Raw genomic sequence first — 22,919 nt, 5'->3', positions numbered from 1 at the left:
TTAAGCTATCATGCTTTTGCTAGATTGAAAATAAGTTGTACTTTCGTCCACTCATTTTTTGACTTCAATTTTGGGGATTATGGAACTTACAGAGAATAAACTAAAGCAGAGAGTACAGCGTAATATACTGACTGTATCAGTATTGATTCTGGTAGGAAAGTTTATAGCATATTACCTCACAAATTCAGTTGGTGTTCTGACCGATGCCATGGAGAGTATTGTCAACGTTGTTGCTGGGGCAATAAGCTTGTTTAGTCTGTGTCTTTCGAAAAAGCCTAAAGACCAGAATCATCCTTTCGGACATGGAAAGATTGAACTTATATCGGCTTCTATCGAAGGTATATTGATTTCGATAGCAGGAGGAATGATTATTTATGAAGGTATTAAGCGTTTGCTGGTACCTACCGATATTCAGAAGATTGATGTAGGTATCTATATCATAGCTGTATCCGGGCTTCTTAATTACCTGATGGGATGGTATAGCATAGCTGTAGGAAAGAAATACGATTCGATTGCTCTCGTTGCTGGCGGAAAGCATTTACAGTCGGATACCTATTCTACTATTGGTCTAGTTGCCGGACTGGTATTGTTGTATTTCACCGGCATAGCTTGGATAGATAGTGCGATGGCCTTGATTTTCGGTTCGGTAATTATCATAACAGGAATTTCTATTCTGAGAAAAACTACCGATAATTTGCTTGATAAGGCAGACATTAATCTGCTTGCCGATCTTGCCGATACCTTGAATCGAAACAGAAAACCCGAGTGGATTGACATTCATAATGTAAAGGTTTTGAAGTCGGGCAATTCTTTGTATATGGACTGCGACTTGACTATTCCATGGTATTATAATATCGAACAAGGTCATAAAATAGGGGCACGTTTGCAGGAAGCTATGAAAGCTAAATATGCAGACCATGCTGTATTGAATATTCATCTTGATCCATGTAATATATTCGAAACACCTAAGTGTAATAAGTGTATGTGCACTGACTGCCCGTATCGCAAAGAGAAGTTTGTAGCCGTGGAAGAGATTAATGTTACGACTTTTATTCGTAATGAAGTTGAATTCAGCGAATAGTTGTAGATGATAGAAAAAGAGTTTTAAAATCTTAATCCAATAAAGATGAGGCTGCCTCAAACTAGAACAGCGAAAGTAAAAATCTTATAGATTAAAACTGATAAATAAAAATCTCCTGCTTTAGCCTTTGTTTATTATAATGATAGGACTAAAAGCAGGAGTTTTTTTATGTTGTAATTTTATATAGATGATAAGTAAGCCTATCTCTTTATTTTGAGACAGCTCCCCTTCTTCTTATAGCTGATAATTTTTTGCGATTAGTTGCTCAGGTTAGGATTAGCTGCTATTGCTTCTTTCGGAATCTGAAGCGTATAACGTGAATCATCCTGCTCCAATACATACTGTTGACCGTTTAATGTTTTTTCGATGCGCGGGCGAGTTGTACGGCGCAAATCGAACCAGCGGTGACCTTCGAAAGCAAGTTCTCTGGCACGTTCATTCAGTATTTCTTTTATCAGCTCTTCCTTACCTAGGCCTTCTACCGATGCTTTCTTTTTAGCATACGCTTCGGCCGTATAACGCTTCTCCATCAGTTGTAGCAGACGTTTGCGAGCTTCAGATAAGTTGTCCGACTGTGCTGCTGCCTCAGCACTGTTCAGGTATAACTCTCCTGTACGTATTGTACAACGGAATTCTGAACTTCCTCCTTTTTTCGATTTGCGGTTTCCGTCCTTGTCTGCCTGGGCAAAGTAAGCATCCTTGCGAAGGTCGCCTTCCTGATACATTACCAGAAACGAAGGAAGGACAGATACGGCATTCTGATAATTGTTGTTAATGGTATATTCCAAAGCATTAATAGCTTCTACCGACTGATATTGGTTAGGCAGCTTAAATCCGTCTGCCTTAAAATCTTCCAATACATTTTTAGTCTTAAGAGCCTCTTCCGCCTGTGCGTAAGCATTCTGCCAGTCGCCCATATAGAGGTAAACGCGTGAGCGGATAGCCGGAACGCATACTTTGGTAAAACGGTAGGAGAGAGCAATGTCATCCCATTTTTCCACATTCAGCAGCGCTTCGGCACTTTTCAAGTCGTCCAAAATCGAAGTATATACCTCGCTAACTGTATTGCGGAACAGCTGTTTTTCCAGATCTGTATCCAGTTTCAAAGGGATGGATTTTGTAGCCGGAGCTCCCGGTTTGGTATAAGGCTGTCCATGCAGATTTACCAATATGAAATGCATATATGCACGCATCAGATAAGTTTCTCCGGTAAGCTGTGCTATTTCGTTCTGACTTCCTTCGTTTATTTCATCGTGATGCTCGATAATGAAGTTAGCAAAAAACAAAACTTCATAATAATTGGCCCAGTCGAATGATACGGTCGTGGTAGAAGTTGTCGTACCCTCCCAACGTTCGATAGCTCCATATTTATCCTGGTCGTTTTTGTTGCTGACAAACATTTCGTCAGCACCCATACCCGCAAGTCCCCGGTCCGCGGGAACCGTTGTACAGGCGTTCAGCCATAAGGCACGATATTCAGCCAGCGTATGCGGAATAACACTTCCGGTAGGCTGGATATCCAGATATTTATCGCAGCCGGTCAGCAAGAAAGTCAGACAGGCAAAAAATAAACAGATATATTGTTTCTTCATTGTCGGTTACAAGTTAAAAGTTAAGATTCAGACTGAATGTAAATGACTTCGGAATAGGCTGTGCATACGGATTACCCATTGTTTCCGGATCCAGATAATTGCGATAGCTCGATCCGAAGACAAACAGATTACGTCCTTCCAGTGCTACTGTTGCCTGACTGATACCCAGTTTCTGTATCAGGCTGAATGGTAATTCATACCCCAGACGAATGCTTTGTATACGCATGTAGTTCTGTTTTTTTACCCACAGGCTGGAATACGCATACGGATTCACAGCTCCATCGAGGAAGAAATAGGCATCCATATCTGTATTAGAGTCTACCAGCGCCGGCATTGTACCATTCGGATTTTCCGGAGTCCAGCGGTTCAGAATATCACGGTTGGTGTTCTGTCCGCGGTCGAACGAGGTCAGTGAGTAGCTAGGCTGTACACGTACATATCCTCCCGCATTGAAAATACAGTTGATACCCAGTTCCCATGCCTTGTAGGTAAAAGTATTGTTGAATCCTCCGGTGTAAGGCGAATCGGTTGTTCCTATATACTCATACTTGTTTCGAAGTTCAGCATGACTCAGGTTGTATGTACCGAAACCGAATTCCTGCACCTTAAAAAATTCCTTCATCGATTCTACTTTTCCGGTTTCTTTGTTGTAGAATGTCATCTGTCCGTTTTCATCTATACCCGCATAAGGGAATGCAAAGATAGCTCCAGCCGGATAACCTTCACGGCTAGGATAAATGGCATCTTCTCGTATGGCTTCTTTCAACACCTTATTCAGGTTGTAGGCAAAGTTGAAAGTCGTAGTCCACATAAACGACTTGGTATGGATATTGCGTGTAGACAATCCTATTTCGATACCTTTATTTGTCATGCTGGCCCAGTTGATGTTTGTCGAAGAAAAGCCCGTTTCCAGCGGAAGCATCTGCATGCCTATCAAGTCCACTCCTTTGCGGTAATAATAGTCCACACTCAGGTTGATAGCCTGATTCAATACAGCAAAGTCCAGTCCGACATTAACCGAATGAGTCTTTTCCCAGCGCAGCTTGTCGTTTGGTGCAGAGGTTACCACAATCATGTCTTCCGTATTTCCTGGTAAGATAGGGGTAGCATTCGATTGGTATTTCCCCAGCAGATACGGAGAAGTATTCTTGTCGATGTTTCCTTGCAGACCATACGATGCACGGATCACCAGATTGTCCAGCCATTTCGCATTTTCGGTGAACGGTTCTTCCGATATACGCCACAGTGCACTGACTGAGTAAAGTGGCAGGTAACGATATTTCTTGTCAACTCCAAACAAGTCGGAACCATCGAAGCGGATACTTCCTCCCAGAGTATATCGGTTCAGCAGTGAGTACGACATTGTGGAGAAGGCCGAAACGTATGCATTTTCTACATTCGTTTTGGTATGCAGAGGAAACGCCTGCGAGTCGCTGGGGAATACTACCGGCTGGTTGGTCATTGTACGGCGGTCATATCCGTAACCGGCCGAATAAAGGGTAGTAGCCCATGTACGGCGAAGTTCAGAACCTACCATGATTTCAAATTCATGAATATCAGCATATGTATCGCGATAAGTTCCCATTGTTTTCCACGTTACCTGAGAGTCTGAATTTTCGTAAGCCTTATGAAACCCTCCTTTCTGAGGAAGGAAAGACGTACCGTTATAGCGATGGTTTTTGTGTTCCAGTCGCATGGCAAAAGACTCCTGATCGGCAATCTGTTCGCGCGAGGTCTTGTCGAGCTGCAACCCTACCTGTGACGTAATCTTGAATCGGTCGTCAAAGCGAAGCTCCACATCGAAGATGGAAGAAAGCGAATTGATGGTTGTTTCATTCGATGTATTCTGTCGTTCTTCAAACGTATTGAACAGCAGATCCGAATTTCCATTCTGTATATCGCTGTCGTACACATAGTTTCCATCCTTATCGTATGGAGTCAGGTACGGATTGGCAATGCGGGCATAGAACATCGGATTTGTAAATCCGTCGGTAGACAGGTATGAACCATTCTTACGTCGGTTTACAAAAACAGATGTGCCGAATTTCAACATCCGGTTCACTTTATAATTAGCTTTCATTACCAGATTCAGACGGTCGGAAGATACATTCGGAATATTTCCCTGTTCTTTCGAGTACCCTAACGAAGTATAGTACGTAGCCTTTTCGTTACCGCCCGACAGACTCAGGTTATATTCCTGACTGAACGCGTCCTGCAACAGTATATCATTCCAGTCTGTATTAATCAGGCGTAAAGCATTGATTTCATTCTGAGCCTCCTTTGAGAGTGCATCCCAGCCATCTTTCTTGAAAGCATCAATGGCATTGTAGCGGTTCAGGATGCGGTATATTTCTCCCTTTTCGGCGTTCATGGCATAATCACTTTTCATCAGTTGCAGTTCCAGATCGACCTTCTCAGACGCATTCAGCAAGTTCAGACGGTCGATATTCTGTTGAGGCGACCACGTGAGGCGCGTACTGAAGTTGATTTTTGTCTTTCCGGCCTTACCGTTTTTGGTGGTAATCACAATCACACCATTGGCCGCACGTGCACCATAAATAGCTGTTGCGGCAGCATCTTTCAGTACTGTGATATCAGCAATATCGGCAGGATTCAGTCCGGCGATGGAAGACTGCTGTACATCGTCGATATTCTTCAGCGACTCCAGACTCGGGATATCAGTACCTTCCAGTGGAATACCGTCGAGCACCCACAACGGGTCCTGTGTACCGTTTAGCGATGAAGTACCGCGGATACGAATCTTTACCGGAGATCCGGGAGCTCCAGAAGTCGAAACAGCCGAAAGACCTGCAATTTGTCCCGAAAGAGCCTGGTCGATACTTTTTACCGTACCGATACGTCCTTCCGAAATGTCAATCTTAGCAACGGCAGCTGTCAGCTTGCGACGCTCCACTGTCTGGTAACCGGTCACAACCACATCGTTCAGCATCGTCGACGAAGGCTGTAAGGCAACGTTATAATGAGTCTGTCCCGATTTCAGTTCAATCTGCTGTGTAGTGTAACCAATATAGCTTAATTGTAATTTCTTTACTCCGGAAGGAACGGTAATAGAGAAGTTTCCGTCGATATCGGTGACAACTCCCAAAGACATCAGGCTGCTTCCGGCTTTCTTCAAGTCGTCGGCAGAAACATACACAGACACACCTATCAGTGGCTGTTTGTCATCATCAGCAATTACGTTACCGGTAATCACCTTGTCGGCCGCCCATGCCGCACAAACGTGCACAAGGAGCAGCAAAGTCAATAATAAGGATTTCTTCATTGAAAAAAGATTGTTATTGATTTGGTAAAAAATAGTTTAGCATTTGTTTTTGTGCATCGGCACAGGGACGGTTTAATCCTTTAGTCCCAGTGCCGTATTGATACGCAGAATCATATCGTCATAATGATAGCGTGCTGCCGTATCCGATGTGTTGCGTCTTGACTCAAGCAACTTCTTGATGCGCAACAATTCACCTCGTTTGACAGAGATTGCATCCGATATACGGTTTACTTGTCCGCCGTAGAAACTCAGTTCACGTCTGGCTCCCATGCGTTCTGCCTGTTCAATAGCAAATTCATTGTGACTGCACCACGGTGTGTGATGGAACAGATACGGATTGCCACTGGTAGCAGTCAGCTGCTTGTTGATTTTTACACCTTCACTTTCGGCGGCAGCAGTAATCAGTGCGTCGAGGAATCCTTTCTGCAAGTTACGCTCCATCACATCGGGAGTACCTCCCTTGATGGTGGTCGCGAAAATGGAGTTGTGCATCTTGTCCATCATTTCCACTACGGTGAAAGCCTTTTTGCCATTCTTCAGTTCGTTTTCCAGCATACGCATCAGTCGGTCGTTCGAGAGCAGATCCCAGAAAATATATCCCTGCGTATTTTTCAGAATCTGGCTTGGCGCATATTCTATTACTCCCGTCGGGTTTTTACGCAACAGGAAGGTATAGTCGGAAATTTCCGTATCGAACAGCCAGCGCGGGTAGCAAAGAACTTCGTTCAGCAGAAAATCGAGTGATGCTTCCTGCTTTTCCTTCTCTACATAGGTATATGTCTTGACTCCATCGCCTACAGTCGTATTTTCTATGTAAATACCTCCGATGTTTGCCATTACATGATACAGATAGTTGTTCCACTGGGTAATCACCGCGTAATACAGGCGCGAAGCCTCCTCGTACGTCTGTCCTTTCTCTCCCGTAGTCGTCCACTTGATGATTTCAGGCACGATACGTTTCAAGTTGGCTATACCCAGTTCCGAAGAACGGACAGGATCGTCACCCAAATCTTCGTTCTGTGCTCTCGGATCGACAGCCGAACGCGGATCTTGTGCCTCGCTGTATTTATACAGACGTCCGTTATGCTTGTTCAGGAAATCGTATAACACATCTTTTTCAGCTTCCGGAGTAGGCAGACCATACCAGCGGTAACCATATTCGATGGCAAAAATATCATACGGACCGATGTGTGGCGATACAGCTGTAACTCCGTCGCCTGGCTGTGCCACATAGTTATAGCGGGCATAGTCCATAATAGACGATGCCGTAGAGTTCATCTTATCTGTAAAGCTTTTCGAACGGAGCGAATCAGTAGGGAAAGTCCACGATCCCATCATGTTGTGGCGCAACCCCAGCGAATGTCCTACCTCGTGACAGGCCACAAAACGGATCGCATCTCCCATCATTTCGTCCGGCAGTTTGGTTCCTCGTGCTTTCGGATCAATAGCTCCGGTCTGGACGGTAATCCATTCCTGCACCATCGAGATAACATTATGCCACCACATGATGTCCGCTTCCAGAATCTCTCCCGAGCGAGGGTCGAGAATAGACGGACCCATCGCATTGGCTTTCGATGAGGCTGCATACGTCACTACCGAATAGTTGATGTCATCAGCATTCACTGCTATGCTATCAGGCAGTTCCTTGGCAATAATTGCATTTTTAAATCCGGCACGCTCGAAAGCTACCTGCCAGTCTTCTATACCTTGCTTGATGTATTTTCGCCAGCGGTAAGGGGTAGAGTTTTCGATGTAGAACACAATCGGCTTTTCCGGTTCTACCAGTTCTCCGCGCAGATATGCCTCACGGTTTTCCGGCTTGGGTTCCAGTCGCCAGCGCGTAATGTATTTTTTCTCTTCTGTTTTCTGTTGGGAATCGCTGAAATAGAGCAAGTCCTTTGTGAAATATCCCACTTTCGGATCATCCAGACGGCCCATCATCGGCTTCTCGGGCAGTAATACCAGTGAGGAGCTGACCTCTACGGTGACATTTACTGCCGACATACCTTCGCGTACTTTCGTGGTAAGTTCGGAAGTGGCTACGATGTTGTTAGGAAACGCCTTGATCGACATGATGCGTGACAAGTCCTTTACAGCAGATGTCCCCAGATTGATATTGTCGAAGACATTGTTGATGCTCGTTTCCGATCCGTCATAGATGTCGTTTATCTGGATGATTACTGAGGTTGAATCGGCATTGCATGCTTCCAGCTTGAAATCGGCAATGAGCGGAGAGATAAAGTTATCGCGCACCGAGCGGGTGATAGCATCGTTTTCGGGCGATTCCGGTAACGGACGGCTCTGGCGCACCCTGATTTTTTTCTCTTCCTTGTTCCATTCAAAACGTATCATCTGTGTTTCGTAGTTTGTACCACGGTTTACACCTGCGTCATTCAGTTCGAAGGGCACTCTTTGCAGCTTATTCACAACCAGCATGTCGCGCTGAAGCAATGACACGGGGATTTCGAAATAATATTTGCCATCCTGGGCATATACATTAAACATGCCACGAGAAACCAGGTTGCTCTCGGAGGCAATCTTTTCAAAATCGGTTTTACTGACTTCTTCAGTTGTTTCTTTTTTCTTGTTCTTCTTCCACGGGAAAACTTTAGCTTCTGTAGATGTATTGTAATAGCTTGCATTACCAGCCGACGCATAGACTGGAATGCATATCAAAGCTCCTGCTAAAGCACGTAATAGTAGGGGTTTGTTCTGTATCATACAATGTTTTCGTTTGAGGTTGTAATAAATTACAAAACTTCAAAGTTAGTATAATTGTTTAGATATTTTTTATAATTGTCGCATATTTATTAATAATTAAGTATTATTTGTATTTTAATGTTCTCTTTTGCGGCTTTTACATAGCTGTATTTTATGTCGCGTGATTTAGGTTAAGCATTGTCCGGATAGAGGTACTGAAGTGGGATGATTATAACTTGCGCTTATTTGAGGAAAAAATTGCTGTAGTTTTACCAAATTCTTCTTGATGTTTTTTTTAAAATCGTACAAATTCCGAAATGTTTTGTACAAAAAATAAGAGGTTTTTGCTGGTTTATTAATTGATTGATTTACTTTGTTTTATATAATTATAGAAGCTTCTTGTAATAAGCGCATGTATTCATGGGGAATTTATGGATTTTTTTGTCAAATTGTAATGCGCGTGATTAAATTCATTTTACAATAGACTCTGTAAAGTATATCTGTTTATCTGAATGACCGGTTTTATGTTTTTTCTGTATCATAGGAATTTATTGGGATTTTGTTTATATTTGCAAATCTTGAATTTAAACATTACTTATGAAAACTAAACATTTATGCTGTGCTATGGCTTTAATCGGAAGTCTGGCGATGACAGAAATTTATGCACAACAAACGATTGTGGCTTGCAACGGGAAGACTTATAAACAGGGAGATACGCTTGTTGTCGGCAAGCCTGCTTCTTCGGGTTATTTATATATGCGGTCAGTTGACGGACAAGGAAGTTTGAGCCCTGTATACGAACGGGATATTGTCGGTTCAAAAATGATTATTACTTCTGTCCCTGAATATGATAAAAAGCTGTATGAATCTATGGGTATCTACGAACAGCCAGAAACGCCTCAGATTGTTATGGCTGAGGGAGAAGGAAAACATTTTTGTATTAGTCTGAATGGAGCCTTGACAAGTGGAAACATAATGTCCGATTATATGCCTTCGGCTGTTGAAGGAGCTGTAGATTTGACTCCGTCGATTTTATATGTGTATGCTTTGAAACTTTATCAGACAGCCGTAGACGAAAAGGTTATAGATAGATATGCGTCATTGTGTGTTCCTGAGGAATTTGAACAAGCATCTGCAGATCCGTTCGCTTTAGAAGAAATACGTAAGACCTATCAGGCAAAGCTTCTTCAGGAATTAGAAAAAGCTGATTTTTCGAAGGTATTCCGTTTGAAATGTTTGTCAGAACTTCAGCAATATGATATGAATAAAGGGTGTTTTCCTTTGTCTGGATTTTCTTGTGCTGACGTAAAAACTAAGCAACAGAAGGATTTAAGTAAACTTGGCTATTGTTTATGGGAAGAATGTGCTTTCCATTTTACTAATACTTCTTATTTTACTTCCCTTCCTGTAGATAAAGCACGTGCCAAAGGTTTTTACGATATGAGAAAATATGCTCGTGTTCCTGCTTACGACAAGCCTGTAGCTACCTTATATGTGTATGTTAAGTTTAAGAAGGAGCCTGTAAAACTTCCAGAACAGAAAATAATGGTTTATTCAAAGGGACAGAATTTTGATTTTAGCTGGTCAACTTTAAATAAGGCTTATGGCAAGAAGGCATTGAATATGGATATTGTTCGAATAGATGGATATAATGATTTACTTCCTTATGTGAATGGAGAAGTGACATATAATTACTTAGGCAGTGTCGCTTTATAAAAGAATGGAGCTGTATTGCGAGTTACATACGATACAGCTCCATTTTTCATAGAACAATAATTATTATTTATTAGGCGAATCCCATTTGTATGTCTGATTGCAAGTAATGTTCAGTGTCTGATTGCCGCTTTGTATACGGAAATCACCCTGTTCAAGGATCCATTTACCGTCAGCTCCAACAAAAGCAAGATCACTGGCTTTGATAGTTAAAGTAACGGTTTGTGTTTCGCCTGGTTGTAATTCCACTTTTTTGAAAGCACGCAGTCTGCGGCTTTCGGGAACGAGAGAAGCAACCAGATCGCTGCTGAACAGCATTACAGCTTCCTTTCCTACGAGCTTTCCGGTATTGGTTACATCTACAGAGAACTGAAGTTCGTCGGTTGCTGTAAATGAAGGATGATTCACGCGCAAGTTGCTATATTCAAATGTGGTGTAGCTCAATCCGTAACCGAATGGCCATTGTACAGAGATAACTGCATCATAGTCGTAAGCTCCTTCCATCTTATCCATTTCTTCGCTTACCCGATAGTCGTATGTAGTAAGTGCTGCCTGATGGCGTGGATAAGTGTACGGCATCTTGGCACTCGGATTAGCGTCACCTGCCAGAATATTTGCCAGTGCATCTGCTCCGTAGTTACCCGGCAACAGAATATTGATAATTCCGCTGGCAAGAGGTTCCAGATCGTTTATCAGACGAGGTCTGCCTTCGTTCAGTATCAGAATAATAGGCTTTCCAGTGGTAGCAAGTGCCTTTACAAGTTCACGCTGGCTGGGTGAGATAGCCAGGTCGGAAAGATTACCCGGAGTTTCGCAGTAAGAGTTCTCACCGATGCAGGCGATGATGATATCTACATTCTTTGCGGCAGCTACAGCTTTTTCTATTTCCGGTTCATTCTCTTCTGTATAAGCACCTTCCGGTTTGTAAGTTACACCTTGTTCCAGTGTTACATATTCGCTTCCGAACTTGTTGCATAGGGCTTCGTAGATGGTATTATACTTACCGGCAAATCTGTCGGCAAGGTGTCCTTGCCATGAGTAACTCCATCCACCGTTCAGACAGCGCATAGAGTTTGCATTCGGACCGGTAACCAGCAGTTTCTTGCCTTTAGCCAACGGGAGAATATTATTTTGGTTTTTCAACAGAATTTCTGATTCTTCGGCTGCACGAAGGGCCAGTTCTGCATGTTCTTTACTGCCAAACAATGGATATTCTTGGGTTGGAGTGTTAGGGTACTCGAAGAGTCCAAGACGATACTTCAGACGGAGGACACGACGTACGGCATCGTCTATGCGACTCATCGGCACTTTATTTTCTTCAACCAGTTCTTTCAGCAATGTACAGAAGTTCAGGTCGTATGGTTCCATGGCCATGTCTATACCAGCATTGATAGCTATCTGGATGGCTTCTTTTTTATTGGCAGCAATGCGTTCGCGGGTATACAGGTTGTTGATGTCGGCCCAGTCGGTAATCAGCATTCCGTCCCATCCGAGATCCTCTTTCAGCCATTTGGTAAGCAGTTCATAATTAGAGTGTACGGGAACTCCATTGATGGAACCGCTGTTTACCATGATAGTCAGAGCGCCTGCTTCTACACATTCTTTGAAGGGAGCGAAGCATTTTTCACGTAATTCCGATACGGGTATGTATGCAGGGGTACGGTCTTTTCCTGTACGCGGCAAGCTGTATCCCATGTAGTGTTTGACCGATGTGGCAATGCGGTCGGCAGGTATATGATTGGGATCATCACCCTGAAATCCGCGGACTGCTGTGCTTCCCATGATGGAATTTACCAGACAGTCTTCACCATAATTTTCCCATACGCGCGACCAGCGTGGATCGCGTGCCATGTCTACAGTAGGAGAGTAAGTCCACGGGCAGTTGCTGGCACGTGTTTCGTATGCAGTTACACGTGCGGCTTCGTATGCCAGGTCGGGATTGAACGAAGCACCCAGATTGATGTTCTGAGGGAAAAGGGTGCCATCCAATGTATAGGTTGTCCCATGGTTTTGGTCCAACCCATAGATACATGGGATTCCTATTTCTTTCATCGACATAGACTGGATTGTTCCGATAATTTCCTGCCATTTGTCTTTATCTTGTGCCACCGGCCCCGGAGCGTTCAGGAATGAACCTACTTTATATTCTGCAATGGCCTTGCGCAGTTTAGCTTCGTCAAGCTGGAATTCTCCATCGACAAAACCTCCCAATACATCAATGGCAAGTTCGGTCATTTGTCCGATTTTCTCTTCCAGAGTCATTTTCGAAAGAGTGGCTTCCACCTGTTGCTCTAATTTTGCGTCTTTGGCAATTGCTGTTGCTGGAGCTGCCTGTATGGAACAGGCAGCTATTGTGAAAGCAAATAAACTTGATGTTATTTTCTTGTGTATCATATAATGTGTGTTTTTTGAGAATGATTTATTGTACGCTTATTCTGTCTACATAATATCCGTGGCCAATGCAGAGGAAACCGTCTTCTGTCTGAATCTTGTCCAGTACTTCCTGAGTTAATTGAATTTGTTTTACTCCGTCTTCCTGGAATTCGATGACGGCAGTACCGGGCAGATCGTTCCACCAGCCTGTTGTGGTGCGCAACTGGTGATATTCGTCGGCAGAGTTTACTGAATAGTATATGCTTAATACGGCTCCTGCTTTTATGCTGGCGAATACATCCTTTCCGATCAGGTTGAAAGTCTTGTTCGGATTGTCATCGGGTAAATCCCATGATACATAGTGATGACCTTCCCATAAAACTCTTTCTGAAGATACAACTACTGTCTGTTCTGTGATGTTCCCCGCAGTGGTATAGAACATGACTTCTTTTCCTGATGTGGTTCTTCCGGTAAGTGTGTATTCACCATCTTCCAGTGAAGGACAGGTAAAGGCTATCTCGGTTTCCGACTGACGGATAAAGCTGGAAACAGTCTGTCCGCCGAAAGTGAACGATTCTATCTGATTGAGATTGATACCTGTCATTACCCATTCGCTGTTTGCTGTAGTACGTTCTGAGCCGGCTGTGATGAGTGCGTCACTGGTAACGGTTACTTTGTTTCCTCCGTATTCATTGCCACCGTTATCTACAAGAATAATCCGATAGGTTCCGTCTGCCAGTCCTTCCGGAACGGTATATTCGATGTAGCTGTTTTCTCCGTTTTCTGTGTAAGCGATATCGGTTGCTGTTTTTCTGCCGATAACGATGCTATTTACTTTATCAAGGTTGTTGCCGTAAAGTTGTGCTTTTGCTCCAGTAGTAATGATGCGTTCGAAGCCGATTTCGGTAGCCCAGGGATCATCTGCCAAAGGATTGACCTGAATGAGTCCTTCACGGTAAGTCGATTTGCCGATGCTGGTTGTAGCGGTCACTTTCAAATGATAAGTTCCTGCTTTCAGAGCGAGGTCAATTTCTTTTCCTGTCTGTATTTCTTCTCCGTCAATAAACCATGTAACGGTTGTATAATCGGCAGGAGTCACAGTCAGTGTCATCGAGAAGTTGGCATCACGGCTGATATTTGAAACTACCGGCAGTTCACCGTTTACTTGGTCGGGAAATAAAGGGTCAAGGATTCGGGGATCGTCATTTTCTGTTGCTGTAGAAAATGGAGTTTCTTCCGTGCAGGCGATGAGTCCGAAGCTCATAGCAAGCATGATTAATAGTATGTGGTATATCTTTTTCATATCTGAATCTAATTAAAAAATGATTGTTATTTTGTTGCATCTTTGTCCCACCATACCGGAGTGTACCAGTTGTCTGTTCCTCCCATGCGGTTTAGAGCTTCTTCGTAACTTACTTTATTGTAAGATGATTCCAGAACCGGGTAGCAAAGGCGCACCGGAATTTCAGTACCGCCGGTCAGATATTGTCCGAAACCGTATTCAGCAGGTGATTTCAATTTCGGATAACCAGAACGGCGTATGTTTGCCCAACATTCAGCCGGATTGGTGAAGTGGAGAATCCAGGCCTGTGTATTGATGGCTTCTTTTTTCTGTTCGTCAGTATGTCCGATTCCGTTTTGATTTATATATTCTTCGAATGTTTCATCCGAAACCTGGTCGCATCCATAGCTTTCTGTCAGGAAATCGATAGCTGCACGTACTCCTGTTCTGTACAGTTCGTCTATAGACTTACTTCCTGTATTCCATCCTTTGAGAGAAGCTTCGGCCAATAGAAATTCAACTTCTGCGTATGTCATGACTACGCCGGGGTTTGTACTTTTCAGAAAGTTGTTAGCCAGTTTAGGTTCTGTTTCACGAGCTACTGTTGTGCTTATGGAAGGATTGGTTTCTGCAAGCTCCTTCAAAATATCGCTGTCATATCCACTAGGCCACGGATCATAGCTGAATGCTCCCGGTTCGCATGGCTGGAAAGCGATACCTTTTTCCAGCATTTCGTTTGTCAGATCGATGCGGTTATCGGGGCTGGTAGAACTCATCAGGCCATCGTAATAGCAGCGTCCGATCATAAACGTACGAGGATCACCTGTGTTATACAACTGATTGAAGAGAGTAGAACATAGATAGCTTGGGTTATTGGCCGGATCGTTACCGAACAACAGTTGTGACAAGGCATTTCCACGGTAGTCTGTATAGGCTTCTTGTCCGAAACTGAATGATTTTTCCATGTATTGGATAAGTGCATTGTCATCATTGCTTTGGAAGATGCCGCCTTCGTCTTGCAGGGCTGCCTCAAACTCTTCCTGAGCTTTTTGAGGAGCGACATTGGAGATACGCATGGCAAATCTCATTCTCAATGAATTGGCAAGTTTTTTCCATTTGCTTACGTCGCCGTTGAAAATAACATCACCTGTAATTTTGTCTTTGCTGACATCCATGTTGTTGCCGGCAGTTTTGAGTTCTGTGAAGAAATCGTTGTAGATTTCTTCCTGTGTATCGTAACGTGGGTTGAATTTCTCTTCCAGAAAGCCTTTGCCTGCTTCACTGCAAGGTACATCTCCATGAATATCTGTAATGACCGACATAAGGTATACTCTGTAGATACGTACTGCCGAATTGATATTTACTTTTTCAGCATTATCGGCTGTACGATATTGAGCATCTGTCAGATTTTTGATAGCTGTGGTATAGAATGTTGTCCAGACACGTCCCATTTCATTATTGTCGACAGTATGTCTGCCTCCATAGTTTGTTGTATTCCAACATCCCATAAGTTGTTGGTTGAATGCATACAGGTAGTTTCTGTAAATTTCTACCATTCCTAGATCACCGTAAGTCTGTAGCTGGGCTGTGGTAAGCTGTGCATTCGGATCGATAGTTGAGGCTTTCGACGGATCTGTATTCATATTCTCCATATACTCATCGCTACATGCTGTAAAGAATATGATGAATGCCGCCAATATCAGGGTAAAATATGATTTATAGTTTTTCATACGTAAATATTAAGCGTCCTACACACAAAGTAGGACAGGTTTATACTAAAATTGATATAAATCCGAGGTTTTGGATAAAAGAAAGATTAGCACTTATGAGAACACAAGTGCGGCTATTGTACAATAATAAATAGCAACAGCTAAGAATTTAAAAGTTTCATACACGTGTACATAAGTCACAATCTTTGGCGCTTAGCTGTTGAGACCAATTTCATTGTCGGGCTATGGTAATTCCAGTAAAAGTCGGCCTTTGGTCTATATTATTAGTTCAGTGTTACAGCTTGTGGAACTTTAGTAAGTGAGACATTGTATCCAAGCTTTTTAAGTTCAGAAGACAAATATACCTTGCGTTTCTGCTCTATCTTGGATTGCATATATTGTGCTCCAAGTTCATGGTAACGGGACCCTGTACTCAGTATCAGATAAACGGATATCAACTGAGAATGTCCCACTGCAATCAAGGCACGTTTCTTTCCTCTGCGGGCAGCTATACGATGGTATCTCTCACTAAAAAACGTATTCTTTGTACGGGTCGCAGCCCATGCGGCTTCTGTGATTACCGCCTTTACCTGTTTGTTTCCGTGAGTGATTCGTGCGCTTTTTTTTTACCCGCACTCTCGTTGTTGCCCGGAGAAAGACCGGCCCAGGACGAAAGATGCTTTTCAGAAGGGAAGTGGGACATGTCAAGACCTATCTCAGAAACCAGATCCTCTACAACCTTGGTGCTAAAACCGGGAATCTCCCTGAGAAGTTCAAGGACATTCTCGTACTTGGACAACAGTCTCTTTATACGTTCGGACAAATCATCAACCAAAGTCTGAGTCTGGTCTATATCCTTTCGGATCATCTGAAGAAGATAAATGTGATGCTCTTCAACAAAACCGGTACACGCCTCAAGCAATTCTTCAGGACTGGCTGACAGTTTACCGTGATAAACTGAATTTATATCATCAAGAGTAAGGACTTTGCCTTCACAAAGCATATCAATAAGAGAAGTAGCTGTCGTACCGCTTGTATTACTTACTACACTTGAAAGCTTGATGTTGCAGTCTTCAAGAATACGCATCATACGGTTCTTCTCTGAAGCTATCTGCTGAATAAGCTTGTTCCGGTAACGCGTCAGGTCACGAAGCTGACGCTGCTCCTTGGGAGGAATATAGCTCGGTTTGAGAAGACCTGCCAGAAGAAGCTTGCAGATCCATTCGCTGTCCATCTTGTCTGTCTTGTGACCCGGAACATTCTTAATGTGACGGGCATTGACTATCCAGACATTGGGAATGGAATCTTCAAGAACCTTATAAACCGGCTTCCAGTAAACACCGGTACTCTCCATTCCCACATGCGTTACACCATTGGACAATAGCCATTCTTTCAATTCATTCAAAGAACTCGTGAAGGTTTTGAATGAGCGGGTCTCGCGTTGGATGCCTGCTCCGTCAATTGTCGCCACCACAACCTTCAGGTGGACGTCGATACCGCAAGCGCGCTGTATCAACTGAGGGAATGTCACTTCTGCCATAACTGATACATTTTAGGGTTACACTATACAAAGGTAACTTCAGCTTGACTATTTACATTCTCTTGGGCGTGATTTTTTATCTCATGGGTATTTCATTGTTTCATTTCTGTTGATTTTTAGTTTACTTGATATATTTTACTTCATCCGTTTCACTGTCGCATAAAAAACAGTCGGTCAATACCGTATTGTCCGGGATTACGATGTATTCTACATTTTCCGGAGCGAAGAGTTTGAACACAAACTGTTTTTTCCAAAGACCGATTAATACTAAATCGTTTGGATTTTCATATTCTATTTCATTCTTCTGACAATACCATGATACTCTTGTGTAACAATGTATTATTCCGTGCTTCATTTTTGTCAGTCTTTGCTTAAATTCATCCGTACCGTATATATATCCCATATAAGCGTCTGTTACAAGGGATATACTGGGATATATCGGTTTTGGGAAACCTGCCGCCTTTCTACGCAGGAAGTCCTTCTCGCGGTAGGGGTCGAACACTTCGCCTTGCGGCAGCGGGCGGTTCTTGTCCATATAGAGTACATAGAATGGCCACCAATCGGAATCATATTCTGCAAGAACAGGTATGGCTGCTTTAGTTCGCGGATGTAAAAAACAAAACCTAAATGCAAGGTTCATAGTACCTTTTGAATATCCCGGAATGACCTTCGAGAAAGGAACAGTACAACGAGGAAAGAACAAATGGCGTGGAAATGTTACAGTACCGTTCATCCTGTCCAGTACAAACCTACGTTTATGTGCAAATACTTGGCTGACCAGCAGAATAAATGGAGCTAAAATAAATGTTGCACTTGAAACAGGCAAATAAATTTCACTGTACGGGTTGTCTATTTCTTTGCAGAACAAGAATATCCCAGTACATAAAATAGCTGCTCCGATACCTATCAGAAATCCGCGTATTTGAGAAGGTGTAGTGAAAATAAGAAATTGGTCATCAGCCCTTTCAACCTTGTAGAAATCGGCAATTTCAGTTGTCAATACGGCAGGGAAAGGATATATGATATGTTTTACTTTTTCTCTTTTCCCACTCCATATTCTCACTGCTATTAATAAGAATATAGTTATAACTCCTAATAGTGCAAAAAAAATTGTTCCGGATATCAACACTATTAATAGTTTTCCCCATAAATATTCAAAAAACAGGAATTTCCGGGCAGGGTAATGCTCCATAAGATACTCTATTCCGGAAAAACATATTCCAGAAATTGGACATGAGCATAATAACACAACGATTCCGGCTATTATTCTGATTGTAGAGGGTCTGTTAATGTCTGTTTTTGGTTCCATATCTCATTCTGTTTTGTAGTTAAGACAATTATTCTAATTGTGTCTCTGCATTCATTTCCTGCTCTTTGCTTTCTCTTATCCCATCTATCTCTTTATAGGTGTCGTCCACAATTTGATGGGATTCTGTATTGAGTTTCTTTGCATATCCCTGAACAAGAGAATTTATTTCATGATAAATACATGCGGCTACAATCAGTATCGCAAAGACAGCCAATATTTTCTTTATCGGTTTGTAGCGGAGCAGATAGCCCAAGAAGGCAAACAGGATATAAGCGATATATATACACCCGGTATTGAGAGTCCTTCCAAAATATTCTTGTTTATGACGTTGCAGCTCGTTTGATGTTTCCCATGCACCGAATGCGTGCTGGTACAATTCTGTATGTGCTATGTACATCAGACTGTCTTCGCTGGCAGCAGGATGAACGGCGTATTGATACACAACTCCTATTCTTTTCAACCGATAGCAGTCATAGGCTTTCGATGCCAGAGTGTCCGGTAGTATGGAGAGCAGTAGTCCGCACGTGTCAATATCAGCCTGAAAAGATGTTTCAAGAGAATCTATCTGGGCTGTCAGCTTTGTCTTGGACATAGACATAGGCTTTTTGTTCAATATCTGCTCCATGCTTATACCGTACTTGTCTGCCAAAGAGTTGGGATAGGTCTGCTTCATTTCAACTATTTTTCCGACGGATACGACCATCATCTGCGGACGCACAAACCAGTCATAATAATAGGTCATTGCCGACAAAGGCAGGACAAGAACCAGCCCGATTGCCAATGTACGGAAAAAGCCAGTCCACTTTTCTCTGTCCATAGCCCAGAAGACCAGGAAGGTTGCAACACTCAGACTGTATGGAATCAGAGATGTAAATGCAGTCAGTCCCAACTGTACACAAAAGCCAAGTGCTTCTATTGTGTCCAGATCATAAAATGTGCCATTGTCCACTTCCTTGATGACAAGTCCCGTAAAGCCGCATACCACAGCAATGGTAAAAATTGCAATAAAATATATGCAAAACTTCTTAAAATATTTCATATTCATAATACTTGATATTTAGTGATTCTTATTTTCAAAATTATTTCGCTAATACAGCTCCACTAATTCATCACTGCCTTTTAGCATATAAAGGAGGATGAACTGATATGCTGTAACAGTACGCTCTTCAGGTGATAGTCTTTTCTCCTCCTCAGTGTCATAGAAACTAGCTTGCAAAACATCGTCGAGTTCAAGTTTTCTTCTTAGATAAACTAACTTTCCATTTCCACAAACGACCATCTCATAGTTTTGTATTGGTTCTGCAATCCAATCTATAGGATTGCATAAAAAACGGAATAAATCGTCTGAATCAATATATGTTTTCTCCAAAGCCTCTTTTCCCAAATAATTCATTTCAGTCAAAACCCATGTACTGGCAAGGCGCATTTTACGATATTCATAACAATTTCCATCAATCATCATTTGACGCACCCTATTGTAATGGGCAAGAACCTTCTCTTCCAAATTGGGTATTGTCCGCAAATCTGTTGCTTCTGCAAGTATTCTTTTATGGTTAAAGGGGAGTGTAGCATTGAAACTTATGGAATCAGTGTAGAACGGGATTTTTTTCAACCCAATATCTGTCGGAGTGTCTAATTCCACCAATGTTTCAGGAATACCAACCAGTTTTTCTTTATAATGCACCACCTTAATATTTACACCGGCATCTTTAGTAATTTCTGTTTCTCCCGTTCGAGGATAAACCTGTATACTTACGGTATGTTTACCGCTTCCTAATAGCAAATCATTGATAGGATATAGCATAGACTGACCTTCATTTTTGACAAAATGATGCCCCACCGGAATGTCATTTACCCTGACAAGCAGTCTGCATCCTGTCTTGTTTACCTGCAGATAGTAGGCAGGTTTCTCCGGGTATGTCTTCACCATTCCTAAATACTCCTGTATCAGTTCTTCCATTTTCTTTATTTCCTGTTTCATCTCTTTTTCTGTTTTTACTTGTGCATAGCCGTTGAAACCTAACATTGCAACGAGCAGGGCAAGAATCATTGATTTCATATTATGTGTATTATTGGTTTTCTACATTTATGTACTTTTCATATTCAGGACCTTCGTACGGTGGGTCACCGAAACCTCGTGAGTTAATGGCAATATCAAAGTTTTCAATATCATTACCGTCTTCAGACTTCCTGATTCTATAGGTATAATATTTTTCTCTGCGGTGTATAGGCGCTTTGGTGTAGTCCCAGTCATGCAGATGACAATAGTAAAGCAGAGGGAACGGATCGTTATCAAATTTCAGATTTGTTTTTTTCAGAAAATCATCCATGTGCATACCTCTGCCCAAAACCGCTCCACCGACAATCATTTTACCCGTAAAATACTGACGTGGGCAGCGGTTCTTTAGCCATTTTAGGTCTTCATCGGTTATAAACCCGCTTAACTCTATATTCCAGTTAATCATTATTCTACTTACAGGGGCACTGTCTTTTCCGCTTTCATCGTCTGATACCATAATGATTCCCATAGAATCCCATATAAATATTCCGGGTTCCGCAAGACGCTCATAATTTCCGAATATCTCACACAGTTCTCCTATTGACATTCCCGGCATGAACGGCTTGCCGTTGTAGGTCATTGTCGTATCTGTAAATACAAACAGGTGCTTCCTATTCACCCCCTCTTTTTCGTAGTCTATAGGCGGTTCTTCCGGCAGATGTTCTTCCAAAAACCTGTCTGTTTTTTTCATCAGTGTATCTACTTTGCCCAAAATGTTATCTATGCTTCCCATCGCCTTTTCGTGGTTGTAGCTACACCCTGTACACGAGCTGAGTGCGGACAGGCAAAACAGTCCGAAGCATAGAGCAACGACTGCCGAAGCGGGTATGAATGGATGTTTGTTCATATTGGTTGGATTTATAGTTTTGTCTTCACATATATTTCTCCAAAAGTCTGTTGTTAATTACACCTTGGCAACTTATTCACCGCCGGAGGCTGTTCTATTTATTCTTCCTTAAATCCGCAACTCCATTCCCGAAGTGCTACCTACATAAAGAGAAATGGACTTTTGATTCGTAAGATAACCATTAAGTCCTCGCGTCCGTTTCAATGCGCATACCATCCCCTTACCCCATAAAGCGACTTGAGGCAATACGCAATCAGTGGCCATCAAGTGATGTAAATCATCCGGAAGAAGTTTTGAAGGCTTCTGCATATGCATGGTTGTCGGTGTAGATATTCAGCACACATTGCCTTGCGGTCTTAATCCACTTGGCAGGTACTGAAATGAATTTGAAGACAAACGTCTTGATACGGCTGGTTTCCTTGAGCCCGAACTTCTTCACTTCAATCCTTTGCATGATGGCCTTGTAGAAATTGCGTATCAGTGCCGTCAGGAGCAGGAACACGGTATTTTCCGCCATGAAGGATTTAGGCAGTCTGTCCCATCCAAACCCATTGTTCATGTCATCAAAGACGCGTTCCTTGCCACCGCGCATGTTATAGAACTCCACGATGTCCCTCATGGATGATTCGTAATCGTTGGTCAGGATGCAGCGGTATGTATATTCCCCCTCCCACAGGTCCGGTCCACTGCCCATGCGTCTCTGTCTCTGGATTACCAGGCGATACGGTTTGCCCTTCCACTTCTCAACGAGAATGGAGTTCAACTCAAACACGATGCCGTTTATCTCTTCCTTCTTCCACCCTCTGAGCGCGAAGATGTCATCATAGAGCGAGCAGCAGCGGTTGGCGCGTATGTAGAATGTCCTGCAATGCTTCCTGACCTCATCCACAATGTCTTCAGAGCATGAGCCGCAGTCGGCCCTGAAGCGTTTGACTGTCAGCTTCTTCTCTTCAAGTCTCTCCAAAATCCTCTTTAGCGTGTCCTTCTGGTGAAAGCGTACATTGGTGTTGCCGTCGCTGTTCTCTATGCCGACAATCATGTCGCCGATAACGGCCACACCGGACCTGTAACCAAGAAATTTCTTGTACGTGGGCTTTGCATCGTACTTCTCCGCCTCAATGAACTGGTGGTCAAAGTCAACGTCATACTCCCCGCCCTCTTTCAACTGCCCTGTGGACAACAGGCAATTCAGGAGCAATGTGTTGAGTGTGTCTGCCGTATTGAAATCATAGGACTTTCCGGCATCAGACGTGTATGAGATGTTTCCCGGGTCAGTTCGTTTATGCCCTAAGGAATGTGTCGCGCTACAGGTGCGGAGTGTGGGGTGAGGGAAGATGACTCATTAAGTGGGGCGGGTGACATCCTCACCGAAAGAACCGCCGAGAAGTACACCGCATAGGAGGAGACGGATGAATTCGCCTTGAATTGGAT

At 42.9% G+C, this 22,919-nt stretch carries 13 protein-coding genes and 1 pseudogene; 2 read left to right on the top strand and 12 right to left on the bottom strand.

The annotated features are described in order from the left end of the window. Positions 1-79: 79 nt before the first annotated feature. Positions 80-1,081, top strand: coding sequence for a cation diffusion facilitator family transporter (locus BACCOP_RS03470; RefSeq protein WP_007566318.1), 1,002 nt, complete (start codon positions 80-82; stop codon positions 1,079-1,081). Positions 1,082-1,338: 257 nt separating this feature from the next. On the opposite strand, the gene BACCOP_RS03465 is transcribed toward BACCOP_RS03470, so the two are convergent. The 3 genes from BACCOP_RS03465 to BACCOP_RS03455 all read right to left on the bottom strand — a co-directional run bounded on the left by BACCOP_RS03465 (position 1,339) and on the right by BACCOP_RS03455 (position 8,677). Next, positions 1,339-2,673 carry a RagB/SusD family nutrient uptake outer membrane protein gene (locus tag BACCOP_RS03465; protein WP_007566316.1) on the bottom strand — a complete coding sequence of 445 codons (1,335 nt, stop codon included), beginning with the start codon at positions 2,671-2,673 and terminating at the stop codon, positions 1,339-1,341. A gap of 13 nt (positions 2,674-2,686) precedes the next feature. After that, on the bottom strand, positions 2,687-5,956 hold the full coding sequence (locus BACCOP_RS03460) for a SusC/RagA family TonB-linked outer membrane protein (RefSeq protein WP_007566314.1): 3,270 nt from the start codon (positions 5,954-5,956) through the stop codon (positions 2,687-2,689). A gap of 72 nt (positions 5,957-6,028) precedes the next feature. Then, positions 6,029-8,677 (bottom strand): zinc-dependent metalloprotease, encoded by a 2,649-nt coding sequence (locus BACCOP_RS03455; RefSeq protein WP_007566313.1) that lies wholly within the window; start codon positions 8,675-8,677, stop codon positions 6,029-6,031. Positions 8,678-9,253: 576 nt separating this feature from the next. On the opposite strand from BACCOP_RS03455, the gene BACCOP_RS03450 reads away from it, so the two are divergent. Next, positions 9,254-10,372: a DUF4852 domain-containing protein gene (locus tag BACCOP_RS03450; RefSeq protein WP_040311773.1), complete on the top strand. Its 1,119-nt coding sequence runs from the start codon at positions 9,254-9,256 to the stop codon at positions 10,370-10,372. Between the two features lie 63 nt (positions 10,373-10,435). On the opposite strand, the gene BACCOP_RS03445 is transcribed toward BACCOP_RS03450, so the two are convergent. From BACCOP_RS03445 to BACCOP_RS03400, 9 genes and pseudogenes are all read right to left on the bottom strand, one after another. Continuing rightward, positions 10,436-12,763, bottom strand: a complete 2,328-nt coding sequence (locus BACCOP_RS03445; RefSeq protein WP_007566309.1) for a glycoside hydrolase family 3 N-terminal domain-containing protein — start codon at positions 12,761-12,763, stop codon at positions 10,436-10,438. A gap of 25 nt (positions 12,764-12,788) precedes the next feature. Beyond that, on the bottom strand, positions 12,789-14,045 hold the full coding sequence (locus tag BACCOP_RS03440) for a hypothetical protein (RefSeq protein ID WP_007566308.1): 1,257 nt from the start codon (positions 14,043-14,045) through the stop codon (positions 12,789-12,791). A gap of 26 nt (positions 14,046-14,071) precedes the next feature. Next, positions 14,072-15,754 (bottom strand): SusD/RagB family nutrient-binding outer membrane lipoprotein, encoded by a 1,683-nt coding sequence (locus BACCOP_RS03435; RefSeq protein ID WP_007566306.1) that lies wholly within the window; start codon positions 15,752-15,754, stop codon positions 14,072-14,074. Between the two features lie 565 nt (positions 15,755-16,319). Beyond that, the gene (locus BACCOP_RS03425) at positions 16,320-17,273 is read right to left on the bottom strand and encodes an IS110 family RNA-guided transposase (protein WP_007566304.1); all 954 of its coding nucleotides are present in this window, start codon (positions 17,271-17,273) and stop codon (positions 16,320-16,322) included. A 121-nt stretch (positions 17,274-17,394) separates the two neighbouring features. Further along, positions 17,395-18,336 carry a hypothetical protein gene (locus BACCOP_RS03420; protein ID WP_227994668.1) on the bottom strand — a complete coding sequence of 314 codons (942 nt, stop codon included), beginning with the start codon at positions 18,334-18,336 and terminating at the stop codon, positions 17,395-17,397. A 274-nt stretch (positions 18,337-18,610) separates the two neighbouring features. Next, positions 18,611-19,627: a hypothetical protein gene (locus BACCOP_RS03415; protein WP_007566299.1), complete on the bottom strand. Its 1,017-nt coding sequence runs from the start codon at positions 19,625-19,627 to the stop codon at positions 18,611-18,613. A 42-nt stretch (positions 19,628-19,669) separates the two neighbouring features. After that, positions 19,670-20,641: a hypothetical protein gene (locus tag BACCOP_RS03410; RefSeq protein WP_007566297.1), complete on the bottom strand. Its 972-nt coding sequence runs from the start codon at positions 20,639-20,641 to the stop codon at positions 19,670-19,672. 10 nt (positions 20,642-20,651) lie between these two features. After that, positions 20,652-21,488, bottom strand: a complete 837-nt coding sequence (locus BACCOP_RS03405) for a DUF7738 domain-containing protein (RefSeq protein ID WP_148315641.1) — start codon at positions 21,486-21,488, stop codon at positions 20,652-20,654. Positions 21,489-21,765: 277 nt separating this feature from the next. Beyond that, positions 21,766-22,919 (bottom strand): annotated as a pseudogene (locus BACCOP_RS03400) (IS1380 family transposase); the annotation flags it as partial.

Source organism: Phocaeicola coprocola DSM 17136 (assembly GCF_000154845.1).
GTDB lineage: Bacteria > Bacteroidota > Bacteroidia > Bacteroidales > Bacteroidaceae > Phocaeicola > Phocaeicola coprocola.
The sequence above is the reverse complement of the archived record's forward strand: the minus strand, read 5'-3'. Positions and strand labels throughout refer to the sequence as shown.